The organism is Protofrankia sp. Cr2 (assembly GCF_963555885.1).
GTDB lineage: Bacteria > Actinomycetota > Actinomycetes > Frankiales > Frankiaceae > Protofrankia.
Genome location: NZ_CAUVXG010000016.1, coordinates 40,322 through 62,207, shown reverse-complemented (window position 1 = coordinate 62,207; position 21,886 = coordinate 40,322). Strand labels below are relative to the sequence as shown.

Here is a 21,886-nt window from a genome sequence, read left to right as displayed (position 1 = left end):
GGACGCCAAGAGCCGGCCATGCGCTCCGCGCCGATCGACAACCCGTGAGAGCGCCCGGCAACAGAGACGTGGATCAAGGAGTGGGGCTGTGGGTGGTCGCCTGCCCTACGCGGTCGGGCGGCTGCGCAGGTAGGCGACGTAGTCGGCCGGGGCGCCGGCCCGCTCCGCTGCGTCAGCCATGATCGACACGTACCGTTTGGACGGTAGGCCGCCTTCGTACGCGTCCAGCACGTACGTCCAGGCCAGCGCCTCGCCGTCCAGCGTGGACACCCGGACGCGGATGCGGGTGTACAGGCCTGCGTCGGCACCCTCCCAGACGTCGAGTTGTCGCAGGTCACGCCGGTCGATGTCGTAGAGCATCACGTAGACGTGGGATCCGGGGGACTCGACGATCGAGGCGAGCGCGCCCTCCCAGCCGACGTCCTCGCCGCCGAAGGTGAGTCTCCAGCCGTGTATCCAGCCGGTCCCGATGACCGGAGCGCGCGGCGCGCGTTCCTTCATCTGGGCCGGATCGAGGTTGCTGCCGTAGGCGGCGTACATGGTCATGGCGTGCGTCTTTCGCGGGCTCTTTCGTCGCGACCGTCACCGTTCGTGCGACGGCATATCTCAAGAATCTCCACTGGCGTCTACCGTACCCACCTTCTGCCCGCCTGCGGTGGCGGGCCGGGCCGGGCCTGGCCGGCGGGGCTGACGCGCCAGCCAGGCGGGCCACCTTCCTCCGATTGTACGAAAGTCGCTCCGGTCCCAGCGGTACGGCGCGCGACGGGAGGCAAGATAGCTGGAGGGCCAAAGGCGGCGCGATGCTGTTCCTCGTGCGCCGCCGGAGGCCGCAGTCCCCGGCTAGCTGGCCAAAGGCGGCGCGATGCTGTTCCTCGTGCGCCGCCGGAGGCCGCAGTCCCCGGCTAGCTGGGCCAGAACTCGCCCACGGAAGGGAGCGCGTACGTGCCGCGAATCGTCATCCTCGGAGGAGGACCCGGAGGCTATGAGGCGGCGCTCGTCGGTGCCGAGCTCGGGGCATTTGTCACCCTCATCGATTCGGATGGGACGGGGGGCGCCTGCGTTCTGACTGACTGTGTTCCGTCCAAGACCTTGATTGCCACATCAGCGGCGATGACCGCACTGGAAGCGGCGCCCTCGCTCGGCGTTCGGCTACGTGACGGGGGCTTCGTGCTGCCCGAAGCGGGCTGGGATGCCCGCGCGACACCGGGCCCTGGGCTCCCCGCCGGCGTCAGCGTTGACATTGAGCGGGTCTATGCCCGGGTGCGTGGGCTGGCGCAGGCGCAGTCCCGGGACATCGAGACCCGGCTGGAGAAGGAGGCTGTCCGGGTCGTGCACGCCCACGGGCGGCTGGTCGGTCCGCATGCCGTCGAGATCGATTCCGGCGAGGCATTCTTCGGTGACATCGTGCTGATCGCCACCGGCGGGTCGCCGAGGATCCTGCCGGCGGCGATACCCGATGGTGAGAGAATTCTCACTTGGCGCCATCTCTACGACCTCGACAGGCTGCCCGAACATCTGATCGTGGTCGGCTCTGGCGTCACCGGCGCCGAGTTCGCCAGCGCCTACCGGGCGCTCGGTGCGCAGGTGACGCTTGTCTCCTCCCGTGACCGGGTACTGCCCGGTGAGGATCCCGACGCGGCCCGGGTGCTGGAGGATGTCTTCCAGCGCAGGGGCGTCACGGTGCTGGGCCGGTCCCGGGCAACGGCGGCCCGCCGGGTCACCGGCGGTGTGGAAGTGGATCTCGACGACGGCAGGATCATCAGCGGCAGCCACGTCCTGATGGCGGTCGGATCGGTACCGCGAACCTCCGACATCGGCCTGACCGACGTCGGGATTCGGCTGAGCGCCACCGGTCACATCGAGGTCGACCGGATGTCGAGAACGTCGGTGCCCGGCGTGTACGCCGCCGGTGACTGCACAGGTGTACTGCCGCTGGCGTCCGTCGCCGCCATGCAGGGCAGGATTGCGATGTGGCATGCGCTCGGTGAGGCGGTCACCCCACTGCGGTTGGGCACCGTGTCGTCGAACGTCTTCACCGAACCGGAGATCGCGACCGTCGGCATCTCCCAGCGGATGATCGAATCAGGCGCGGTTGCTGCTCACACGACGGTCCTCCCGCTCGCCCGGAACCCGCGTGCGAAGATGGAGGCCGTCACTGACGGCTTTGTCAAACTGTTCTGCCGGCCCGGTAGCGGCAGCATCCTGGGCGGGGTCATCGTGGCGCCGCGGGCGTCGGAACTGATCTTTCCGGTGTCGCTGGCGGTCGCCAATGGTCTGACTGTCGACCAGGTCGCCCACACGTTTGCGATCTATCCGTCGGTTTCGGGATCCTTGTCCGAAGCCGCACGGATCGCCATCCCCCGTGACCTGTTCGCGGGGTTTTAGAGCGTTGTCCAACGGATGGTTACCTGGTCAGCCTTGACCATCGATGGCCTCGTCTTCCTCGGGTGGGAAGACCGGTGGAAAACCGTGTTGGACGAGGCGTCGGTTGCGGAAATGACCGGCGGTGGCGAATCCGATCCCTACCGCCGCAGCCAGTAGGAAGATCGAAATGGTGAGCCGGACCTCCAGCCGCCCGGGTAGCAGTGCGAACACGATCGCGAACGGCAGCATCAGCAACGGTGGGCGGGACGCCTGCCGCAGCCGCCACCGCGGACCGGTCAGATCGTGCGACACCCATGGCGTGTACTGAGGCGGCAGCGTCCCACCCACCAGGTAGTACACCCGACCGGTCAGGGGCGGACGCGACTGCCGGCCGGGCAGCGGGCTGGCGGGCAGCGGGCCGCCGGATTCCGGTGGGTCCAGGTGGTCTGCGGGAGTCCTCTTGCTGCCAGCGTCCATGGGACCAGCCTACGAACAGAACAGAACAGTCCATCCGGGGTCCCCGTGCCGCGCTGAAAGCACCGCACGGGGAACGCGTTGCTAGTCCTTGATCTCACAGAGGACGGCACCGCTGGAGACGACGCCGCCGACGGTCGCGGCGAGCCCGGTCACGGTGCCTGCCCGATGCGCGGTGATCGGCTGCTCCATCTTCATCGCTTCCAGGACGACGACGAGGTCGCCAGGCTCGACCGGGTCGCCGTCACTGACAGCGACCTTGACGATGGTGCCCTGCATGGGGCTGGTCAGCGCGTTGCCGGTGACGGCACGTGCGGTTTTCGATCCGGAACGTCGCCGAGGTGGCGCCGTCTGGCCGGGCGCCGGGCCGGCCGTGGCTCCGAAGCCCGCGGGCAGGACGACCTCAAGGCGTCGGCCACCGACCTCGACCACCACCGACTCCCGTTCCGCCGGCCCGGTGTCGGCATCCACCCCGCCGGTGAAGACCGGGATGGTGTTGTCGAACTCGGTCTCGATCCAGCGGTTGTGCACGCGGAACGGCTCGGTCGCGTCGGCCGGTGCGAACGCCGGATCCCGTACGACGGCGCGATGGAACGGCAGCACCGTGGCCATGCCGTCGACGACCATCTCGTCCAGGGCGCGGCGGGCGCGCTCCAGCGCTTCGGTCCGGGTCGCGCCGGTGACGATCAGTTTGGCGAGCAGCGAGTCGAAGGCGCCGCCGATGACGGCGCCGGATTCGATGCCGGCGTCGACCCGTACGCCCGGGCCGGTGGGCGCGACGAACCGGGTGACCGTGCCTGGGGCCGGCAGGAAATTACGCCCCGGATCCTCGCCGTTGATGCGGAACTCGATCGAGTGCCCCCGCGGTGCCGGGTCTGCCGGGTCGAGTGCTTCGCCTTCGGCGATGCGGAACTGTGCACGGACGAGGTCGACGCCGCTGGTCTCCTCGGTGACCGGATGCTCGACCTGCAGCCGGGTGTTGACCTCGAGGAAGCTGATCATGCCGTCGCGGGCGACGAGGAATTCGACCGTGCCCGCGCCCACGTAGCCGGCCTCCCGGCAGATGGCCCGAGACGCTTCATAGAGTGACGTGCGTTGTTCCTCGGTGAGGAACGGAGCCGGGGCCTCTTCGACGAGTTTCTGGTAGCGCCGCTGCAACGAGCAGTCCCGGGTGCCGACGATGACGACGGTGCCGTGGTTGTCGGCGAGGATCTGGGTCTCGACGTGGCGTGGCTGGTCCAGGTAGCGCTCGACGAAGCACTCGCCCCGACCGAAGGCTGCGGTGGCCTCCCGCACTGCGCTTTCGAAGAGTTCGGGCAGGTCGTCGGCATTCCACGCGACCTTGAGCCCGCGCCCGCCGCCACCGAAAGCAGCTTTGATGGCGACCGGCAGGCCGTACTGATCCGCGAACGCCACGACCTCCGCGACGCCGGCGACCGGGTCGGCCGTGCCGGGCGCGAGCGGAGCACCCACTGCCAGGGCGATGTGCCGGGCGGCGGTCTTGTCACCCAGGCGCCGGATGGCCTCGGGCGGTGGGCCGATCCAGGTCAGGCCCGCGGCGACGACCGCGTCGGCGAAGTCTGCGTTTTCCGAGAGGAACCCGTACCCGGGGTGGACGGCGTCGGCGCCACTCACCCGAGCGAGGTCGAGAATCTTGTCTATCCGTAGATAGGAGTCGCCCGGTGTGCTGCCCGAAAGGGCATACGCTTCGTCGGCAATGCGGACGTGGAGCGCATCGATATCGGGTTCGGCGTACACCGCGACACTTGCGTATCCGGCGTCCCGGCACGCGCGGATGACCCGGACAGCGATCTCTCCCCGGTTGGCGATGAGGATCTTACGCACGTTTCTCCCGTCCTCGTTCAGCGTGGCGGAGTCTAGACGTCCCTCGGCGGTTCAGGGACCTCGCATCTATGGCCGACAGCGGGTGTTCAGTGGGCGTTCCGCGTTCCGCGTTCCGGACCACGGGTTGCAAGCTGTGGACCGTGGGTTACCAGTCGGCTCTAGTGCGGACACCCTGCGTGAAACCGGTTTGCCGCCACGCATTCGGGCCGGAATGTACGTCCTGGCGGAACGTCGCGGCCCGGTCGGTCCAACCCGACGGCGCCGCCGGCTCGGGCGGTGGCACCGCTGCTCGCAGGCGGACCACCGCGACCAACGCGGCGATCTCCTCGGCGGATGCGTTCGCCGGCACAAGCCGCAGATATGGGTGGGCCTGGCCGTCGCCACTGTTATCCACCGGACGCTCCCTTCCTTCCTTCACGAACGTGAGCTGTGCACTTACAGGGCCAAAGGGCGCACGACGATCGTCAGATCGCGCGCCCGGAGGCTGCCTCTAAAGCGGAATGTTTCCATGCTTCTTGGGCGGGAGCGACTCCCGCTTGGTCCGCAGCAGCCGCAGTGCCCGAATCACTTCGCGGCGGGTGACCGACGGTGTGATCACCGCATCTACGTACCCGCGTTCGGCGGCTATGTAGGGCGTGGCGAAGTGCTGGGTGTAGTCCGCGATCAGTTCCGCGCGGCGGCTTTCCGGGTCAGCGGCGGACGCGAGCTCCCGGCGGTAAATGATGTTCACTGCGCCCTGGGCACCCATCACCGCGATTTCCGCGGTCGGCCAGGCCAGGTTGATGTCGGCCCGCAGGTGCTTCGACCCCATGACGTCATATGCACCGCCGTAGGCCTTTCGGGTGATGATGGTCACCTTCGGGACCGTGGCCTCGGCATAGGCGTAGATGAGCTTTGCGCCCCGACGGATGATCCCGTTCCACTCCTGGGAGGTACCGGGCAGGAAGCCGGGTACGTCGACGAAGGTGAGTATCGGGATGCTGAATGCGTCACAGGTGCGGACGAAGCGTGCCGCCTTCTCGCTGGCATCGATGTCGAGGGTACCGGCGAAATGCATCGGCTGGTTGGCGACCACGCCCACCGAACGCCCGTCGACCCGTCCGAAGCCGCAGATCATGTTCTGCGCGAACTGGGCGTGCACCTCGAGGAAGTCGCCCTCGTCGAGCACGTATTCGATCACTGTGTGCATGTCGTAGGGGGTGTTGGGCGAGTCCGGGATGAACACGTCCAGCTCGGCGGTGACCTCCGCCTGCACATCGGTCACCTCGGCGAAGCCGGGCGGGTCGGTCATGTTGTTCGACGGCAGGAACGACAGCAGCGCCTTGGCGGTTTCCAGGCAGTCGAGCTCGTCCGCGGCCTGGAAGTGGGCGACACCACTGCGGGAGTTGTGCGTGTGCGCGCCGCCCAGCTCCTCCATGCCGACGTCCTCGCCGGTCACGGTTTTGATGACGTCCGGGCCGGTGATGAACATGTGGCTGGTTTTGTCGACCATCAGCGTGAAGTCGGTGATGGCGGGGGAGTAGACGGCACCGCCGGCACACGGACCCATGATCAATGAGAGCTGCGGGACGACGCCCGATGCCATCACGTTGCGATAGAAGATCTCGCCGTAGAGCCCGAGCGAGACCACGCCCTCCTGGATGCGCGCGCCACCCGAGTCGTTGATGCCCACCACCGGGCAGCCGGTCTTCAGCGCCAGGTCCATGACTTTCACGATTTTCTCGCCGAAGACCTCGCCCAGGCTGCCGCCGAAAACGGTGAAGTCCTGGCTGAACACACACACCTGGCGACCGTCCACGGTGCCGTAACCCGTTACCACCCCGTCACCGTAGGGACGGTTCTGCTCGAGTCCGAAGTCATGCGCGCGGTGTCGGGCGAACGCGTCCGTCTCGACGAACGACCCGGGGTCGAGGAATGCCTCGATTCGCTCACGGGCTGTCATCTTGCCCTTGGCGTGCTGGGCGTCGACGGCCCGTTGGGAGCCGGCGTGTACCGCTTCGTCGTTGACCCGCTTCAACTCGGCGATCTTGCCGGTGGCCGTCAGGAGATCGGGTACCGAACCCTGCACGGGGTTGTCAGCGGGAACAGGAAGTACCATGCCGGGCAGCGTACGGCGGGTACGGTCCCACGTGCTCGATTCGCGCGCGGACGGCACAAACCCGCGCCCGCGCCCGCGCGCGACGCGTCGGCATCCCCGCCCGCCAACCTGAGGTCAGCCAACCCGAGGTCAGCCAACCCGAGGTCAGCCAACCTGACGCTCGCCGACATAACGCCCCGGTAACACGTTCGTCGGTGGCACCCTGGCTGACATGCGGACATCGAAGGCACAGCCGCGGCGGCTGCCACTGGACGCCGGTCTGTTGGCGGCAGCTCTCGCCGGCGACGGCCTGGACGTACAGGTCGTCGGGGAGACCGGCTCGACCAATGCCGATCTGGTGGCGGCCGCGAAAGCCGGTGCCGGCGAAGGACGGGTGCTCGTCGCCGAGCTGCAGTGGGCGGGCCGTGGGCGCCTGGAGCGGTCCTGGGTTTCACCGGCGGGCGCGGGACTCACGTTCTCGGTGCTGCTCCGGCCCACCGTGCCGGCCGGAGCGCTCGGCTGGCTGCCGCTGGTCACCGGCGCCTCGCTGGTCTCCACGCTGCGCCGGTCGGCGGGCATCCCGGCCGTTCTCAAGTGGCCGAACGATGTCCTGGTGGACGGCGCGAAGCTGGCGGGAATCCTCGCCGAGGCTGTTCCCTGCCAGTCCGCAACGGCCGCGGTGATCGTCGGGGTCGGCCTGAACGTCGATACGGATGCCGATGAGCTGCCCCCGGGAGCAACCAGCGTGGCGCTCTGTCAGCAGCGGGCATCGCGCCCGGCCGTGGGCCGGGGTGAACTGCTGATCGAGCTGCTGCGGGAAGTCGCTGGCACATACCGGGCCTGGCTGGCCGAGCCGGCCCGCGCCGTCGACGCTTACCGCTCGGTGTGTGCGACGCTCGGCCGGGCGGTGCGGGTCGACCTGCCCGACGGCGCCGTCGTCGTGGGCACCGCCACCGACGTGGACGTCCACGGTCGTCTTGTCGTGGACGGCCGGGCGTTCGCAGCGGCGGACGTTGTTCACCTGCGCTGACGCCGAGCCGGTCGACCCTCGGGCCCGCCCGGTGCGGTGATGGTGAGACGATCGGTCGTGTGGGATTTCCAGAGAGCATTCTGACCAGTGACGAAGAGGTCGTCCTTCACCTCCATCCGCACTGGATCAGGCTGGCCGCGCCGGTCAGCGCGTTTGTCGTGGTTCTCGGCCTGACTTTGTTCGGTGTACTGGCGATACCAGCGGGCTCGTTCCAGCACGCGGCGCAGTGGCTCCTCATTGCGGCAGCGGCGATCCTGCTCCTTTTCACCAGTCTGCGGCCGTGGTTGCGATGGATCACGACGAGTTATGTGGTGACGACGGAACGCGTTGTCATCCGGACGGGAATTTTTTCCCGCACGGGTCGTGACATCCCGCTCCAGCGGCTCAACGATGTCTCGTTCCACCATTCGTTCGCCGAGCGCCTCCTGGGCTCCGGCACGCTGACCATCGAAAGCGCCGGCGAGCGGGGTCAGGTGGTGCTGGCGAACCTGCCGCGGGTCGAAGAGGTGCATGCAACCCTCTACCGGTTGGTCGAGGCCCTCGACGTTCGTCGCCGAGGGCCGGCCGGCGCCGATGCGGACGCCGATGGCTATGGCCATAACCGGTAGGTGCTCGGCCGGTAGGTGGCCGGGCGCTCTCAGGTCAGCGGCTCGAACCGCTTCCACCACTGGTAGAGGGTTGCCGCGTCGGTGTCCGCGGCGCCGAAGCTGACCAGGTCCAAGTCGTAGCTCCAGAACATCACAAATTGCCCACTGTGGTAGTAGCACAGGAGCGCGCCGACATCGATGCTGGAATCGCCGTCCACCTGCCAGGTTCCGACGCTGGAACGGCCGTTCCGGCAGGAGCCCTCGTTGTCGATCTGGGAGGAGCGGTAGTCGACGTCGTTGCGTAGGGATCTGGCGGTGTAGTAATGAAACGCGATCACGGTTGTGCCGTTACTCGCCGTACATGTCAGCGACGCGTCGATGTCGGCGTCCTCGGCATCCGGATTCGCCTTGCAACCGGTCATCTCGGCGGGATCGAGCAGTGCCCGCAGCCTGCGTTGGGCCACGGTCAGTCCATCGGCGGTACCGCGGGCCGATGGTGAAGCCGACGCTGATGCAGACGAGGTGGGCCGCGACGTGTCGGCCGGTCCGGTCGGGATCGCCGGCAGGGTCCGGCTTGCGGTCGGGCCGGGGGCGGGTTTATCCGAACTGGTCATGGTAAGTGCGATCACCGGGATGCCGACGGCGAGGGCCAGTAGCGCGACGATCATTCCGATCATGACGGCGGGTCGCCGCCTTGGCGGCCGCTGCTGCGGCGGTCCGCCCATCGGACCTGGTGGATACCCGCCCGGTGGTGGATACCCGCCCGGTGGTGGATACCCACCTGATGGCGGATACGGACCCGAGGGTGGCTGTTCGCCGAACGGGTAGTGGACGGTCGGCGGATACTGATCCCGGGGTGCGGACGGGTTGGGACCACCGGCCATGGCGGCGGCGGACGCCGGCAGGACGCGGGTGGCATAAGGGGCCGGTTCCGGTCTTACGGCGGGTCCGGCGGGCGTGGTGGTCACGGTGCGCAGAGCGCCCAGCGCTATCGCGGCCTGGGGGTCGTCGGCGGGCCTAGGCTGGATGCCGGTCATCTCCGCCAACAGTGCCGAAACCCGTGGGATGCGGGTCGATCCGCCGACAAGGAAGATTGCGGTGAGCTCGCCGGGTCGGACCCCCGCGCTCTGCGCTGTGCGGATCAACTCCGTCACGGTCGCGCGTAAGTCACCTTCGATCGACGCTTCCAGGTCCGTCCGGGTGACCTCGATGTCACCGATGGTTCCGCCTACCGCGACGGTGTGGCCGGTGGTTGTCGACAGTGCTTCCTTGGCGGCCACGACCTGCTGGCGTAGCTGGTGGTGGCGCTGGCGCGCGGATGGACTCAGGTCGGCCCACAGCGCGTCCCACGCACGTGAGTCGACGGTGCGTGCGCGTTCCGCGACCCGGCGGAGGAGGATGTCGTCGATGTCTTCGCCGCCGAAGGCGGGATTGCCGCCGGGTTCCCCGCGGATCTCGAATCCGTTGGGTGTCGCGGTGAGAATCGTTGTCGCGAGGGTTGTGGCGCCCAGGTCGTACACGGCAACGGCCGCGCCCGCGCGGATGCCGGCCGGATCGGCATGCCAGCGGGCCGCCGCGATCGGTTCCGGGAGCAGCACGATGTCGGTGAGGCCCGCCCTGGCAGCTGCCGCCCGGAGTTTATCGATCTCCGTGGGCGTCCAGCGGACCGGCGCGGTGAGGACAACCTGACCCGGCGGTGGGCCCGGGGCGTGGCGGCTCGCCTCGTGCAGGACCTGGCGCAGGATGGCGGCGATCAGTTCGATCGTCGGGATGGTCGTCCCGGCGAGCTGGACCTGGTCGGTCGTCTCCAGGGCACGCAATGGATGGCGCTGCGCGCGGCCGGGATGCGCGGCCGCGACGTCCACGGCCGCGGTACCGGTCAACAGCCGGCCGTCATTACTCAGAGTGACAACTGCTGGCATCGGCCCGAGCCGCAGCAATTCCCCGCGGCCGTCCATGTCGACGCAGGCGGAGGTCCAGCCCGTGCCGATGTCGACCGCGAGTGTCAGGCCGCTTGCCACATCTCCCCCGCATCCTCGGATGTTCTCGAGCCTGCGGCGGCACGAGAGCGGTCATTATCGCGCGCCTGGAAAAACCGTCCCGATCCGGTGCTCGCGGTGCTCCGGGATCAGGTCGTCTGCTGCTCGGCTAGTGCTCGGGGAGCTGCGGCCTGCGGGCGCGCGATCTGACGATCGTCGCGCACCCTTTGGTCCGCTTGGCCGTGGACGGCATAGGGAACGATGAGATCGTCGACGATCCGTTCCATGAACGCGGCGTCCACGACCTCACCGGAGAGCAGAATCCGTTGCAGGATGAGTGCCGGTCCGAGCTCGATGAGCATCGTATGGTCAGCACCGGCGCCGATCTCCCCGCGGGCGATACCGCGATGCACGATGACATCGGACGCGGCTTTGCGTTGGGCGAGAAGACCATTACGCAGAGCGTCCCGCAGTTCGGCATTACGGGGCATTTCGGATACCAGCTCGGCGATGATTCTGCCGCGATCGTCGCCGATGGCATCCCGATACGAGGAGAGGAACGCCAGCATGTCCGTGCGGAACGAGCCGGTGTCGGGCACAGGTACGGACTGCTCGGCCATAGTCGTGATCGCGTCCATGACCAGGGCGACCTTGGAGGGCCAACGACGGTAGATCGTGGCCTTACCGGCTTTCGCTCGGGTGGCCACCCTGTCCATGGTGACCCCGTCGTAGCCGACCTCGGCGAGTAGCTGGAGGGTGGCGCGACGGATTGCGCTGTCCCGTGACTCATCCCGCGGACGACCCCCGGGACGGGCATCAAGCGTAGGCCGCACCACGGCGTCCCCCTGTGACCTAGGTTTTCTGAGGCCCTCGGCAGCGCACAACATGATCACGCCGCCTTCCGCCAACGGGTCTCAACCGAACGCGTGTCATCCGGTGACCGTCGACGCGTTCCGTTTGCCGTCCCAAGCCGCGACGCCGACGAGAAGGAAACGTGCGGGCTCGTTCGAGAGCGTAGCGCATCCCAGGCTGACAGGAACCAATCAGTACCGGAACGTCGGTTCCTGTTCCGATACTGATTGGCTGCATCGGCTTGGCTATCGCGGCTACGGCCTAGGCGCGGCCGGCCGGCTCGGGGACGCTGTGCCGACGCTGCGCATCGGCTGCGGCGTGCACCAGTGCTTTCGGGTCGTCGGGATGCAGGAACACCCACCGCTTGTATGCCCAGAATCGGAAGATGGTGCCGAGCCCGGTGCCGACCACGTTTGCGGCCAGGTTGAGCTCAAGCACACCGTGCAGGTTCAGAACATGGCTGGCAAACCCGACGCATCCCAGGGCGATTGCCAGACCCATGGCGTTGAAGATGATGAAAAGGGTGTATTCACGTCGTAGGCCCGTCCGGGCCCGGTGCGTGAACGACCAGTGCCGGTTGCCGACGTAGGCGCAGGTCGCGGCCACGATGGTGGACACGGTTTTCGCACCGATCGGGTCCATGCCGACAAGCCCGTGGCACAGGTTGAAGACAAGGACGTCAATGGCGTAGCAGGCGGCGCCGATCACGCCGAACTTCATCATCTCGTGGTCGAGTGCCTGCCAACGTGACTGCTTCACGCTGGCCTCCACCGGTGCCACGCTCACTTCGGATGCTGTTGACCGATATGTGTCACCGGCTGAGCCTACAGACGGCTTCCACCGACTCATCCGCCACCCCCCTAGTACGTGGGGCCGCCGGCCGTGCGAGCACATTCATGATCGCGTGACCGTCGGCCTGTCAGGTCCTTGGCGCCGCCGGCGACCGGAAAAATCATGATTAAGTCACCCTTGGCTGAATTAGTACCCGATCAACGGCCCTTGAGAGCCCCGATCCCCCTTCCGATGCTTCGCGGGACAGCGAAAGCCCGGCATACGAGCGGACCCCGAGCTGTGCACGAAACGGTAGTCCGGGCGGCGATCTCACAGGCACGGGCCGGCTGCGGACGGGTGCGCCGACAGTTGTGGCCGGGCGGGAACGCCCGACACGCGATCGTCGGATCGTCCGCTGGGCCGATCCCTTGCGGCAAGTATGCCCCCTGCTTCGTTTGGTGACTCGATCGCGGCTCCGGTTGTGGCGACGTGGGTTCCGTTCCACTAGATCAACTGTGCTGTGCGCTGCGCTGTGCTGAGCGTGGCTGTGATGGCGACAGGCACCGCCGTGGTGCGTACTGGTGGCGAAAGCGGCGCGGTCGCGTCATCCTTGTTCCGGCCGGCTGTGGTGACGGCCCGCCTCGTGGTGTCCCGGAGTGTGCTCGACCGGGTCGCGGCGGGGCGGCGTGCCGCACCGGTGGGTTCCCGGCGACGCTGCCGTGCACGAGCGGACGAACGTGGTTCTGTTGTGTCCACCGCGCCGATGGAGGTTGCACCACGATGACCATGGTCGACAGCCGAGGCTCAGTGCGGGTCGAAGGCTCACGCACCGCCGAAGGCTCACGCACCGCCGCCGCCCACATGGGTCCCGTCGATCATTCGCGCACCGCCACGGATTCGATGGTGGAGCGTGCCGGGGCCTTCGCGGCCGCACGTCAGGTCGGTGGCGCGCAGATGCGGGCGCGCCCGGCCAGACCTACCACCGGTGTCGCCGTCCTGGCCTGTATGGACGCTCGCCTGGACGTCCATGCGCTGCTGGGTCTCGCTGAGGGCGACGCGCATGTCCTGCGAAACGCCGGCGGTGTGGTCACCGACGATGTGATCCGCTCGCTGGCGGTCAGCCAACACGAACTCGGCACAACGGAGATCATCCTGTTGCATCACACCCAGTGTGGGATGATGACCATCACCGACGATGGATTTCGGGAAAAGCTGTTCGAACACGCGGGGTTCCGGCCGGCCTGGCCCGTCCACACCTTCACCGATCTTGAGATGAGTGTCCGGGCGTCCATCGCGCGACTTCGCTCCAATCCCTTCCTCGTCACCTCGAGGTCGGTTCGCGGCTTCATCTACGACGTGGCGAGCGGCGCACTGCACGAAGTTGCCGGGTGATCGTTCTGGGGCCGCCGGCCGCGCGGGAGGAGCCATGATCGCGCGGCCTTTGGCCGGGTGAACGTTCTGGGGCCGCCGGCCGCGCGGGAGGAGCCATGATCGCGCGGCCTTTGGCCGGGTGAACGTTCAGGGGCGCCCCGTCAGGCGGGCCGGCCCAAGGCGTGGTAGGACCAGCCGGCCGCGCGCCATGCGGCCGGGTCCAGGGCATTACGGCCGTCGATGACGATCGTTCCGGCGACCACCCGGGTGAGCATGGCGGGGTCGAGTTCACGGAACTCGCTCCACTCGGTGAGGTGCAGCAGGATGTCGGCGCCGGCCGCAGCGTGGACGGCGTTGTTCGCGTAGGTCAGCTGGGGGTGGGCGGCGCGGCAGTTGGGGATCGCCGCCGGGTCGTAGACGGTGACCGTGGCGCCGGCGCGGTGTAGGGCGCCCGCGACGTCGAGGGCCGGCGAGTCGCGGATGTCGTCGGAGCTGGGTTTGAACGCGGCTCCGAGAACGGCGATCTTCTTGTTGGCGACCGTCCCGCCCAGCAGCCGGGTGGTCAGGCTCACGGTTCTGGCGCGCCGACGCGAGTTGATGGCGTCGACCTCTGCGAGAAAGTCAAGCGCCCGGCCGACGCCGAGCTCGTCCGCGCGGGCCTGGAAGGCACGGATGTCCTTGGGTAGGCAGCCCCCACCGAAGCCGAGACCGGCGTGCAGGAACCGCCCGCCGATGCGACTGTCGTAGGACAGCGCGCTGGACAGGTCGGTGATGTCCCCACCGGTGACCTCGCAGATCTCCGCCATCGCGTTGATAAACGAGATTTTGGTTGCGAGGAACGCGTTCGAGGCGAGTTTGACGAGTTCCGCAGTGGGATAGTCGGCGACGACAACCGGCACACCGGCGTTGATGAGGGCGGCGTAGACGCGGCGCAGGACCGCCTCGGCGATCCGGGCCCGGGCCGGGTCGGGTCGCAGACCGAAGACCAGGCGGTCGGGCCTCAGGGTGTCGTCAATGGTGAAGCCCTCGCGCAGGAACTCCGGGTTCCACGCGAGTTCCACGGCGGGGGCCTCGGCGTCGAGCCGTTCCGCCAGCCGCATGGCTGTGCCGACGGGCACGGTGGACTTTCCGACGACGAGCGCCCCCGGCCGGATTCCGGCTTTCAGCAGCCCGGTGAGCGCGGCGTCGACATGGCGCATGTCGGCCGCGTGTGTCCCGGGCAGTTGTGGAGTCCCCACACAGATGAAGTGGACGTCCGCGGTGGCGGCCGCGTCCGCCACCGCGGTGGTGAAACGCAGGCGGTGAGCCTCCAGGTTCTTACGTAGGAGCTCCTCCAGCCCTGGTTCGAAGAACGGCGTCTCGCCGGCGGCGAGACGACCGATCCTGACCGGGTCCACATCGACGCCGACCACGTCGAATCCCAGCTCCGCCATGCAGACCGCATGGGTCGCGCCCAGGTAGCCGGTACCGATGACGCTCAGACGCAGATCGCTCGAGACTGCCATCTACACCCCAGCCCCGCTCCTTCATCCACGCTCCTATTGCCGGTCGCTCTTATACCCGGTGTTCGGGCGTCGCGAACGGGACCCGCGTGCCATTGCATTGCTTCCTGGGCGTCGATCGCCTAGAAAAAAGATCCACAACAGGCCAGGGCGTGTCTGATGAATCTTCGATCGCATCGACCAACATCCATCAGACACGCCCTAGTGGCGAGCGTTGACTCCGGATGGGTCACCGCAGCGGCACACCGAGACGACGGGTGCCCGCTGGGGTGTGTTCTGACACACCGAATGTTGCTGTCGGTGCGTCAAAGGCTGCTCCAAGTATTCCGGGTATCGGTCCGCAGACAGCCGTGACACGCTCCGCGGTGACCCGGCGGTCAAGGAGGGCGTGGTCGAGGTTTCGACAGACAACGAGCGACGCCCCGGCGGCCAGGGGACCGAGTAGCCCGGCGAGAAGCCCCTGCGGCGTGTTATATCCAGCCGTCGTCAGGATGCGGTCGTGTTCGGAGAGGTCCCAGGCCCTGGAGTAGTAGGCAGCCAGTCGCACCAGAATCCGCTGGTTTGCCGGTGGGCGTGGTGGCGTGAATCGGTCGCCATGGGCGAGAACCTCCCCGGCGAAGTCGAGTACTCCCGGCGCGGGCCGGGCGAGCCGTCCGCCCATCGGGCGCAATGACAGGGCGACGACGTCGTCCTGCTCGCCCGCCGCGAGCGCGGCGTCGGCCGCCTGCTCGGTCAGGAACACCGCCGCCACGGGATCGCCCTGATCATCGGTATCGGTATCGGTATCGGACCGGGTGACGGTGACGTGCGCGCCGGACGACCACGCCGCGAGGAGCACCACCGCAGTCTGCCAGTGCGGTGGCAGCGCGATGCGGATCGTGTCTCCCACAGCGATCCCGAGCGTGTCGACGAGTAGGTTCGCGGTCTTGGCAACCCAGTTGTCCACGGTGGCTGCGGACAGTTCGGTCCGCTCGCCGGTGGCATCGTCATAGAACGTCAGCAGTGGACGCGCCGAGTCGGCACGCACCCGGTGGGCGAGCAGTGCGGCGATCCCGTCCGCGCCGGCGCTCCCGCCCGCGCCAGCGGTGTCGAAAGCGTCCGGCGGTATGGCGGCGAGCGCGGCATCCAGAACAGGGTCCACCACGCCGTGGAGCGGACGTCCCGCCGGAGACGCCGATGCGGGCGACGTTGATGATGTCATTGGACGTTCACGGTAGTTGACATCTCAGGGGACGCGGCGCGTGAATCGCGGTCACGGCGTGCAGGATGTGTCCGCCGGTGCGATCTTGGGCGGCGGAGACGGGGCAGCTGCTGAGCCGGGGACAGCGGGAGGGGTACCGGCGGAGCTGGTGCTGGGTATACCCCGGGAGCCGGCCGGCGGCGTCTGCGCGCCGGTCACGCCCGTGAAGGAGGCCCCGAGCACGACGACGAGGCCGTTTCTGATCGTCGGGTCCTCAATCGTCTGCGATCCGGTGATCAGACCCGACAGCGCGCGTGCCGCGTCCTCCTGCCCGGCCGGGTAGCGGATCTCTGTGACGACCTGCCCTGCCGAGCCGGTGGTGGGACGCAATGATCCGGCGAATCCCATCGCGCCGAGTGTCGTGGTCGTCTGTGCAGCCAGGCCCGAACGGCCGGTCCTGTTCCGGACTTCGGCGATGGTCACCTGGCTCGGCGGTAGCGTCGGACTACCGGTTGCGCCCGCGGGGGCGTCGCTGCCGGTCGCGGGTCGAAGCGGCGCGAGGACCTGCCAGAGCCCGACCGGCTCGTAGAACAGCACGTTGCCGTGTGGGGGGACGGTGCCCTGCTCGTCGGTGGCGCCCTCTGATTTCAGTGGTACATGGGTAGGGATCGTGATGAACTTCACTTTTCCGCCGCCGAGGCCACTCAGCCGCTGCGCCAATTTGATCATAGCGCCGTTTTCGGTGAGGCCGTTGTCAACCTTGAGTGATCCGCCGACGGCGCCGATCAATTGTGTGATCTTGATGGGGTTGGTCAGCACGCCTGCGCTGGTTGCCTTCTCGAGCAGCTTGGACAGGAACTGTTGCTGGCGGGCGACGCGGTAGGTCTCATCCGGCAGGGCGTGGCGGGTGCGGACGAAGGCCAGTGCCTGGTCGCCGTTGAGGTGGTTGATGCCGAACTTTCCGCGCCACTGGGAGAAGTTGTCGTGGAGGTTGGTCGTGCCGCCTCCGGGTAGCTGCGCGACGCAGACGTCCACCCCGCCGACCGCGTCGGTCATGGCCTTGAATCCGGCCAGATCGATCGAGATGAAATGATCGATCTTGAGGCTGGTCAGGTTCTCCAGCGTACGGGTGAGCCCCTCGATGCCACCGTAGGACAGGACGTTGGTCAGCTTGTCCTTCCCGTCATGGGGGGTTTGCGCGATGCCGGGGGCTACGGTCACGAGCGTGTCCCGGGGAAACGACAGCAGGGTGACCGAAGCGTCCGTGCCGAAGTGGGCGATGATCGTGGTATCCGAGCGGACCCCGTCGACCTGGCCGTACTCACCATGGGTGCCGGCCCGGCTGTCGTCGCCGAGCAGCAGGATGTTCATCTCGCCCGGTCGCTCGGGCGGGCGGTCACCAGCGGGTGACCACGCGACTCCGGTAACCGAGTCGTCGAAGTAGCGGTATGCCGCCCACCCGACGGAACTGACGGCGAGCACGACCAGTGACAGCGCGGCCGCCGCGCCGACGGATAACGTCCGAAGCGGCGAGCGTCTCGGGCGGCGCCGCATGTTCAGCGGACGCCGTGGGCTCAGCTCTGGCGGCAACGCCGGCCGGCGTATGGATCTGCCACTCACCGGCTTTTTCGAACCTCCTCGCACCTCGCGATCTACGTGCCCCAGCCCCGCTCCTTGATCCGCGTCCCTATTGCCGGGCGCTCTAAAGCTGTTTTGACGTTGCCATGAGACGCAGGCCACCCCACTACCGGGTGCCTGAAACAACTAACGGTAACATTGAAACTACTCGATATGGTCGCCAACGGTCATCGAGAAGTAACGCGATCACGGTTGGTAGTAGGCCGACGGTCGCGCGATCGTGGATTCTTCGCGCGGCCGGAGATCCCAGGGGTCACGTGTACCAGGTGTTAGAAGGTGCAGCTTGCGGTCAGTTCAGTAGCGGTCACCGCTGGTGTCGCGGGGGGCGGACTCGGCGTCGGCGAGCGGTTCGCGGATCCCGTTCCACCCTTAGCTGGGTCACTTTCCGTAGTCGGAGCGGATGCCGCGGCCTGGGCCTCGACCCCGTTGAAGTCAGTACCGATCACCAGGGTGACGCGCGTGCCCGCTGACCGGTCTTCGCGCAGCTCCACCCCGGGAATCGCGGTGGCCAGCGTATGCGCCGCCGCGAGCCCGTCCGGGCCGTAGCGCACGAGCGAGGTCTCCGTGTGCCTGTTCTCGGCGGTTGCGACCCGGGCGATCCGGAATCCGGCCGCCGTGAGCTCCCTGGCCGTGCTGATCGCGAGCCCGCTGGTCGTGGTTCCGTTGAGGACGTCGACGGTGACCGCCGTTGGTGGGACCGTCGTCGCTTCGGGCTGCGTGCCCGGTGTGTCTGGTGTACCCGGTGTGCCTGGCGTACCCGTCGGGTTGAGGGCTGCGCTGCCGTGCCCGCGCAACGGCGCCAGGAAGGTGTCGAGCTGACCCGGATCGTAGATCTGGACCGAGCCGTAGCGCCGGAGCTCCCCGGCGGCGTTCGCGCCGTCGGCCCTGGTCGGTTGCCGGACGGGGATCGTCTCGAAGCTGATCGCGTCGGTGGACATCCCGCGCAGCCGGGTCGCGAGGTTGCGCAGGTCGTCGACGGTGGTGCCGTCGTCCACGGTCAGCGCTCCCGTCGCGGACGCGAGCAGACCCTCCAGTTTCGCCGGATTGGCGAGCACTCCGTTGCTTGTCGCCTTCTGGAACACCGTGCTGATGAACTGCTGTTGGCGCCTGATCCGGTCAAAATCTCCGTCAGGCAGGCCGTAGCGTTGTCGGACGAACGACAGGGCCTGCTCGCCGTTGAGATGGTTCTCACCGACGACGCCGTGCCACTGGGACCACTCGTCGTGCAGGTTCGATGTGCTGCCATCCGGCAGCGGTCGTACGCAGACGGTGACTCCGCCGATGGCGTCCGTCATGGCCTTGAAGCCGGCGAGGTCGATCGACACGAAGTGGTCGATTTTGATATCGGTGAGGTTCTCGAGCGTTCTGATCAACAGCGACGGGCCGCCGAGCGTGATCGCCGCGTTCAGCTTGTTGCGACCATGTCCGGGAATCGTGACGAGGGTGTCCCGGGGAAACGACACCAATGTGGTCGTTCCGTTGGCGTCGAGGTGGGCAATCATGGTCGTGTCGGAGCGCTGTCCGGAGACGACTTCTTCGCTCTGGTACTGGTTACCGGTGCCCTCCCGGCTGTCGGATCCGACCAGCAGGAAGTTCTCGGTCCCCGGGGGGGCCTCTGCCGGCCGCTCGGCCTCGTCGAGACCGAGCGGCACTCTGGTGATCTGGGCGTCGAAGTAACGGAAGACGACGTAACCACCGCCGCTCACGGTGAGAACGGCCATTGACACGACGCCTGCGAGCGCGAGGGCGAGTTTCTGGAACAGGGAGCGCTGCGCCGGGGAGTCGTCCGGCGCGGCGTCGTCCGGCTGAGCGTTTTCGGACAGTTCCCGCGAGGGATCGGCGGGCGGGTCCGCGTGGGTGTCCGGCGGAACGGTCACCGCGCCCGCACCTCCCACCCCCGCCGCGACCTGCTGCCGGTTTACGGTCATGTACGTCGTCCACATGCTGGTCGGTTCTGCCGAACGGTCGCGGCCCACCCGGCACCGCCGATATCATGACGGACGCCGGTCATGCGGTGGCCATCCGTGGTCCTGGTTGCTGAAGGTACCCGCCCGAGGCGTGCCACATGCGTGGAGCTGCGCTCCGCCATATGGCGAGCCGTATGCCTGGGTGGCCGGAAGACCATCGAAAACATCATGATCATGTCCCCGTTCGTGCGTCCGGCGGCATCGAAGAGATCCGGCGCCGACCGCTTAGCGGCGTTCGGCTGCCTTTCAGGCAGGGGTGGGGCCCGCGATAGGGTTCGGATCATGAAAGCTCTTGTTCTCGCGGGTGGCTCCGGAACGCGGTTGCGCCCAATCACCCACACGTCAGCCAAACAGCTCGTTCCCGTGGCGAACAAGCCAGTGCTCTTCTACGGACTGGAAGCGATCGCCGAAGCGGGTATCACCGAAGTCGGGATCATCGTAGGCGATACCGCGGCGGAGATCGAGGCCGCGGTCGGCGATGGTTCCGCGTTGGGTATCAAGGTCACCTACATTCGTCAGGAGGCGCCGCTGGGTCTTGCGCACGCCGTCCTCGTCGCGCGTGATTTCCTCGCGGACGAGCCGTTCGTGATGTATCTCGGTGACAACCTGATCATTGGTGGTATCTCCGGGTTCGTGGAGGAATTCAAGCGTAGCGGGCCGGACGCACTGATTCTGCTGACCAAGGTCGCCAACCCGTCCGCGTTCGGTGTGGCCGAGCTCGGCCCCCAGGGCCAGGTGATCCGCCTGGTCGAGAAACCCGAGGAGCCGCCGAGCGATCTCGCGCTTGTCGGGGTCTACCTCTTCGGGGCGGCCGTCCATGACGCGGTGCGGGCGATCAAGCCGTCCGGCCGGGGTGAACTGGAGATCACCGAGGCGATTCAATGGCTGGTGGACCGTGGCCACGAGGTCGCGCCGCACCTGGTCGAGGGGTACTGGAAGGACACCGGGCGGCTTGACGACATGTTGGAGACCAACCGCCACCTGCTGGAGTCACTGGAGTCCGACGTCCGCGGCGCGGTCGACGAGCACAGCACGATCGTGGGCAGGGTCGTGATCGAGGAAGGCGCGTCACTGGTGCGGTCCACCGTGCGAGGGCCGGCGATCATCGGTCGCGGCACGACGCTTGTCGACTCCTACGTCGGCCCCTTCACCTCGATCTACTATTCGTGCACGATTGAGAATACCGAGATCGAGTACTCGATCGTGTTGGAGCGGGCGACGATTCGCGACATCGGACGCATCGAGGACTCGTTGATCGGTCGGGACGTCGAGGTCGTTCCGTCGGATGCCCGCCCGCGGGCACACCGTCTCATGCTCGGCGACCACTCGCGCGTCTCGGTGGCCACAACGTCCTGAGCGCGACATCCCGTCCGCGACGTCCGCTGGCGCGATCCCGGCGGATCTCGTGGACGGTCTCGGCCAGCGTGAGACACCCGAACAGCACGCAGAGGGCGAACGTGGCGATGGTGACACCGTCAGGAACAGGTGCCCACCGTCCGATGGATCGGACGATCCCGACGATGTGCAGGACGGGAACGGACGCATCTGGCGGCAGCCAGTAGTAGGAGCAGACGACCCAGAGCGCCGCGCTCTGCATGGCCAGCGCGCCGGCAAGGACGGTCAGGCCGGCCAGTCGTTCGCGTCCACCAGGTAGCCGGCCAAGCCCACCAGCGGTGACGACGGCAATGCCGACAATGCCCAGGTACAGATATCGGCCCTGGATCGCGATGGCACGGGTGGACCCCAGATAATCGGCATAGCTTCGCTGGCCGACCAGCAGATAAGCCAGGAAAACCGGCATGAGCAGGACCAGCGGACGCACGTGAATCCCCAGGCGGACAGGCCGCTGGTCAGGCCGGACCGCGCCGTCGTCTCGGTGGTGGGTCACAGCCGCGATGACACAGCCGGTCACGACGACGGTCGCGGCGACGATCGCGACCGGGGACAGCGCAGGCGGTTCGAACATTCCCAGACCGCCCCAGAACCGACTGATGATCGTTCGCCAGAAGTAGTCGTACCAGGTGAAGAACGACTTCGGTAGCAGGATCGGTTCTCGCCGTGGTGGATCAGTTGCCCATCCATTCGGCTCTATTGCGTGATAGAGGATGTAGTTGCGCGCCCACCACCATCCGCCGGCCGCACAGGCAAGCCCGATGGCGAGCAGCGCAGGCCGCCATGGTGGCCTGCATGCAGGTCGGGCCCGCCGGAGCCCGGTGGTCGGGGCCGAGCGGCGCCCGCGTGGTCCGCGG

Annotated in this window: 17 protein-coding genes and 1 pseudogene; 5 read left to right on the top strand and 13 right to left on the bottom strand. The window is 67.6% G+C overall.

Annotated elements, in window-relative coordinates:
- Window positions 1-105: 105 nt before the first annotated feature.
- A complete protein-coding gene (locus tag U9978_RS10150) occupies window positions 106-546 on the bottom strand; it encodes a gamma-glutamylcyclotransferase (protein WP_322760829.1) in 441 nt (146 codons plus the stop codon).
- A gap of 396 nt (window positions 547-942) precedes the next feature.
- On the opposite strand from U9978_RS10150, the gene U9978_RS10145 reads away from it, so the two are divergent.
- Window positions 943-2,385: an NAD(P)H-quinone dehydrogenase gene (locus U9978_RS10145; RefSeq protein ID WP_322760828.1), complete on the top strand. Its 1,443-nt coding sequence runs from the start codon at window positions 943-945 to the stop codon at window positions 2,383-2,385.
- A gap of 27 nt (window positions 2,386-2,412) precedes the next feature.
- On the opposite strand, the gene U9978_RS10140 is transcribed toward U9978_RS10145, so the two are convergent.
- The 4 genes from U9978_RS10140 to U9978_RS10125 form a co-directional block, all read right to left on the bottom strand.
- Window positions 2,413-2,841, bottom strand: a complete 429-nt coding sequence (locus tag U9978_RS10140; RefSeq protein ID WP_322760827.1) for a DUF5313 family protein — start codon at window positions 2,839-2,841, stop codon at window positions 2,413-2,415.
- An 81-nt stretch (window positions 2,842-2,922) separates the two neighbouring features.
- Window positions 2,923-4,683 (bottom strand): acetyl-CoA carboxylase biotin carboxylase subunit, encoded by a 1,761-nt coding sequence (locus U9978_RS10135; protein ID WP_322760826.1) that lies wholly within the window; start codon window positions 4,681-4,683, stop codon window positions 2,923-2,925.
- Between the two features lie 145 nt (window positions 4,684-4,828).
- Window positions 4,829-5,077: an acyl-CoA carboxylase subunit epsilon gene (locus tag U9978_RS10130; RefSeq protein WP_322760825.1), complete on the bottom strand. Its 249-nt coding sequence runs from the start codon at window positions 5,075-5,077 to the stop codon at window positions 4,829-4,831.
- 96 nt (window positions 5,078-5,173) lie between these two features.
- Window positions 5,174-6,781 (bottom strand): acyl-CoA carboxylase subunit beta, encoded by a 1,608-nt coding sequence (locus tag U9978_RS10125; RefSeq protein WP_322760824.1) that lies wholly within the window; start codon window positions 6,779-6,781, stop codon window positions 5,174-5,176.
- A 211-nt stretch (window positions 6,782-6,992) separates the two neighbouring features.
- Between U9978_RS10125 and U9978_RS10120 the strand changes: the two genes are divergently transcribed.
- Both U9978_RS10120 and U9978_RS10115 read left to right on the top strand, forming a co-directional pair.
- A complete protein-coding gene (locus tag U9978_RS10120; protein WP_322760823.1) occupies window positions 6,993-7,790 on the top strand; it encodes a biotin--[acetyl-CoA-carboxylase] ligase in 798 nt (265 codons plus the stop codon).
- A gap of 59 nt (window positions 7,791-7,849) precedes the next feature.
- Window positions 7,850-8,398 carry a PH domain-containing protein gene (locus U9978_RS10115; RefSeq protein WP_322760822.1) on the top strand — a complete coding sequence of 183 codons (549 nt, stop codon included), beginning with the start codon at window positions 7,850-7,852 and terminating at the stop codon, window positions 8,396-8,398.
- Window positions 8,399-8,427: 29 nt separating this feature from the next.
- On the opposite strand, the gene U9978_RS10110 is transcribed toward U9978_RS10115, so the two are convergent.
- The 3 genes from U9978_RS10110 to U9978_RS10100 all read right to left on the bottom strand — a co-directional run bounded on the left by U9978_RS10110 (window position 8,428) and on the right by U9978_RS10100 (window position 11,967).
- Entirely contained in the window at window positions 8,428-10,398 is a 1,971-nt protein-coding gene (locus U9978_RS10110; protein WP_322760821.1) for an Hsp70 family protein, read from the bottom strand.
- 107 nt (window positions 10,399-10,505) lie between these two features.
- The gene (locus tag U9978_RS10105; RefSeq protein ID WP_322760820.1) at window positions 10,506-11,189 is read right to left on the bottom strand and encodes a TetR/AcrR family transcriptional regulator; all 684 of its coding nucleotides are present in this window, start codon (window positions 11,187-11,189) and stop codon (window positions 10,506-10,508) included.
- Window positions 11,190-11,469: 280 nt separating this feature from the next.
- A complete protein-coding gene (locus U9978_RS10100) occupies window positions 11,470-11,967 on the bottom strand; it encodes a GtrA family protein (RefSeq protein WP_322760819.1) in 498 nt (165 codons plus the stop codon).
- Window positions 11,968-12,840: 873 nt separating this feature from the next.
- On the opposite strand from U9978_RS10100, the gene U9978_RS10095 reads away from it, so the two are divergent.
- The gene (locus tag U9978_RS10095) at window positions 12,841-13,371 is read left to right on the top strand and encodes a beta-class carbonic anhydrase (protein ID WP_416210918.1); all 531 of its coding nucleotides are present in this window, start codon (window positions 12,841-12,843) and stop codon (window positions 13,369-13,371) included.
- A 140-nt stretch (window positions 13,372-13,511) separates the two neighbouring features.
- On the opposite strand, the gene U9978_RS10090 is transcribed toward U9978_RS10095, so the two are convergent.
- From U9978_RS10090 to U9978_RS10075, 4 genes are all read right to left on the bottom strand, one after another.
- On the bottom strand, window positions 13,512-14,855 hold the full coding sequence (locus U9978_RS10090) for a UDP-glucose/GDP-mannose dehydrogenase family protein (protein WP_322760817.1): 1,344 nt from the start codon (window positions 14,853-14,855) through the stop codon (window positions 13,512-13,514).
- Between the two features lie 226 nt (window positions 14,856-15,081).
- Window positions 15,082-15,996 carry a TIGR03089 family protein gene (locus U9978_RS10085; RefSeq protein WP_322760816.1) on the bottom strand — a complete coding sequence of 305 codons (915 nt, stop codon included), beginning with the start codon at window positions 15,994-15,996 and terminating at the stop codon, window positions 15,082-15,084.
- 108 nt (window positions 15,997-16,104) lie between these two features.
- Complete coding sequence (locus tag U9978_RS10080) at window positions 16,105-17,652, bottom strand: LCP family protein (protein WP_322760815.1); 1,548 nt, start codon at window positions 17,650-17,652, stop codon at window positions 16,105-16,107.
- Between the two features lie 287 nt (window positions 17,653-17,939).
- On the bottom strand, window positions 17,940-19,598 hold the full coding sequence (locus U9978_RS10075; protein WP_322760814.1) for an LCP family protein: 1,659 nt from the start codon (window positions 19,596-19,598) through the stop codon (window positions 17,940-17,942).
- A gap of 321 nt (window positions 19,599-19,919) precedes the next feature.
- On the opposite strand from U9978_RS10075, the gene U9978_RS10070 reads away from it, so the two are divergent.
- Window positions 19,920-20,993, top strand: a complete 1,074-nt coding sequence (locus U9978_RS10070; protein ID WP_322760813.1) for a glucose-1-phosphate thymidylyltransferase — start codon at window positions 19,920-19,922, stop codon at window positions 20,991-20,993.
- Here U9978_RS10070 and U9978_RS10065 read toward each other — a convergent pair.
- Window positions 20,947-21,886: pseudogene (locus U9978_RS10065) on the bottom strand (hypothetical protein); the annotation flags it as partial. The gene U9978_RS10070 and the pseudogene U9978_RS10065 sit on opposite strands and share 47 nt — an antisense overlap.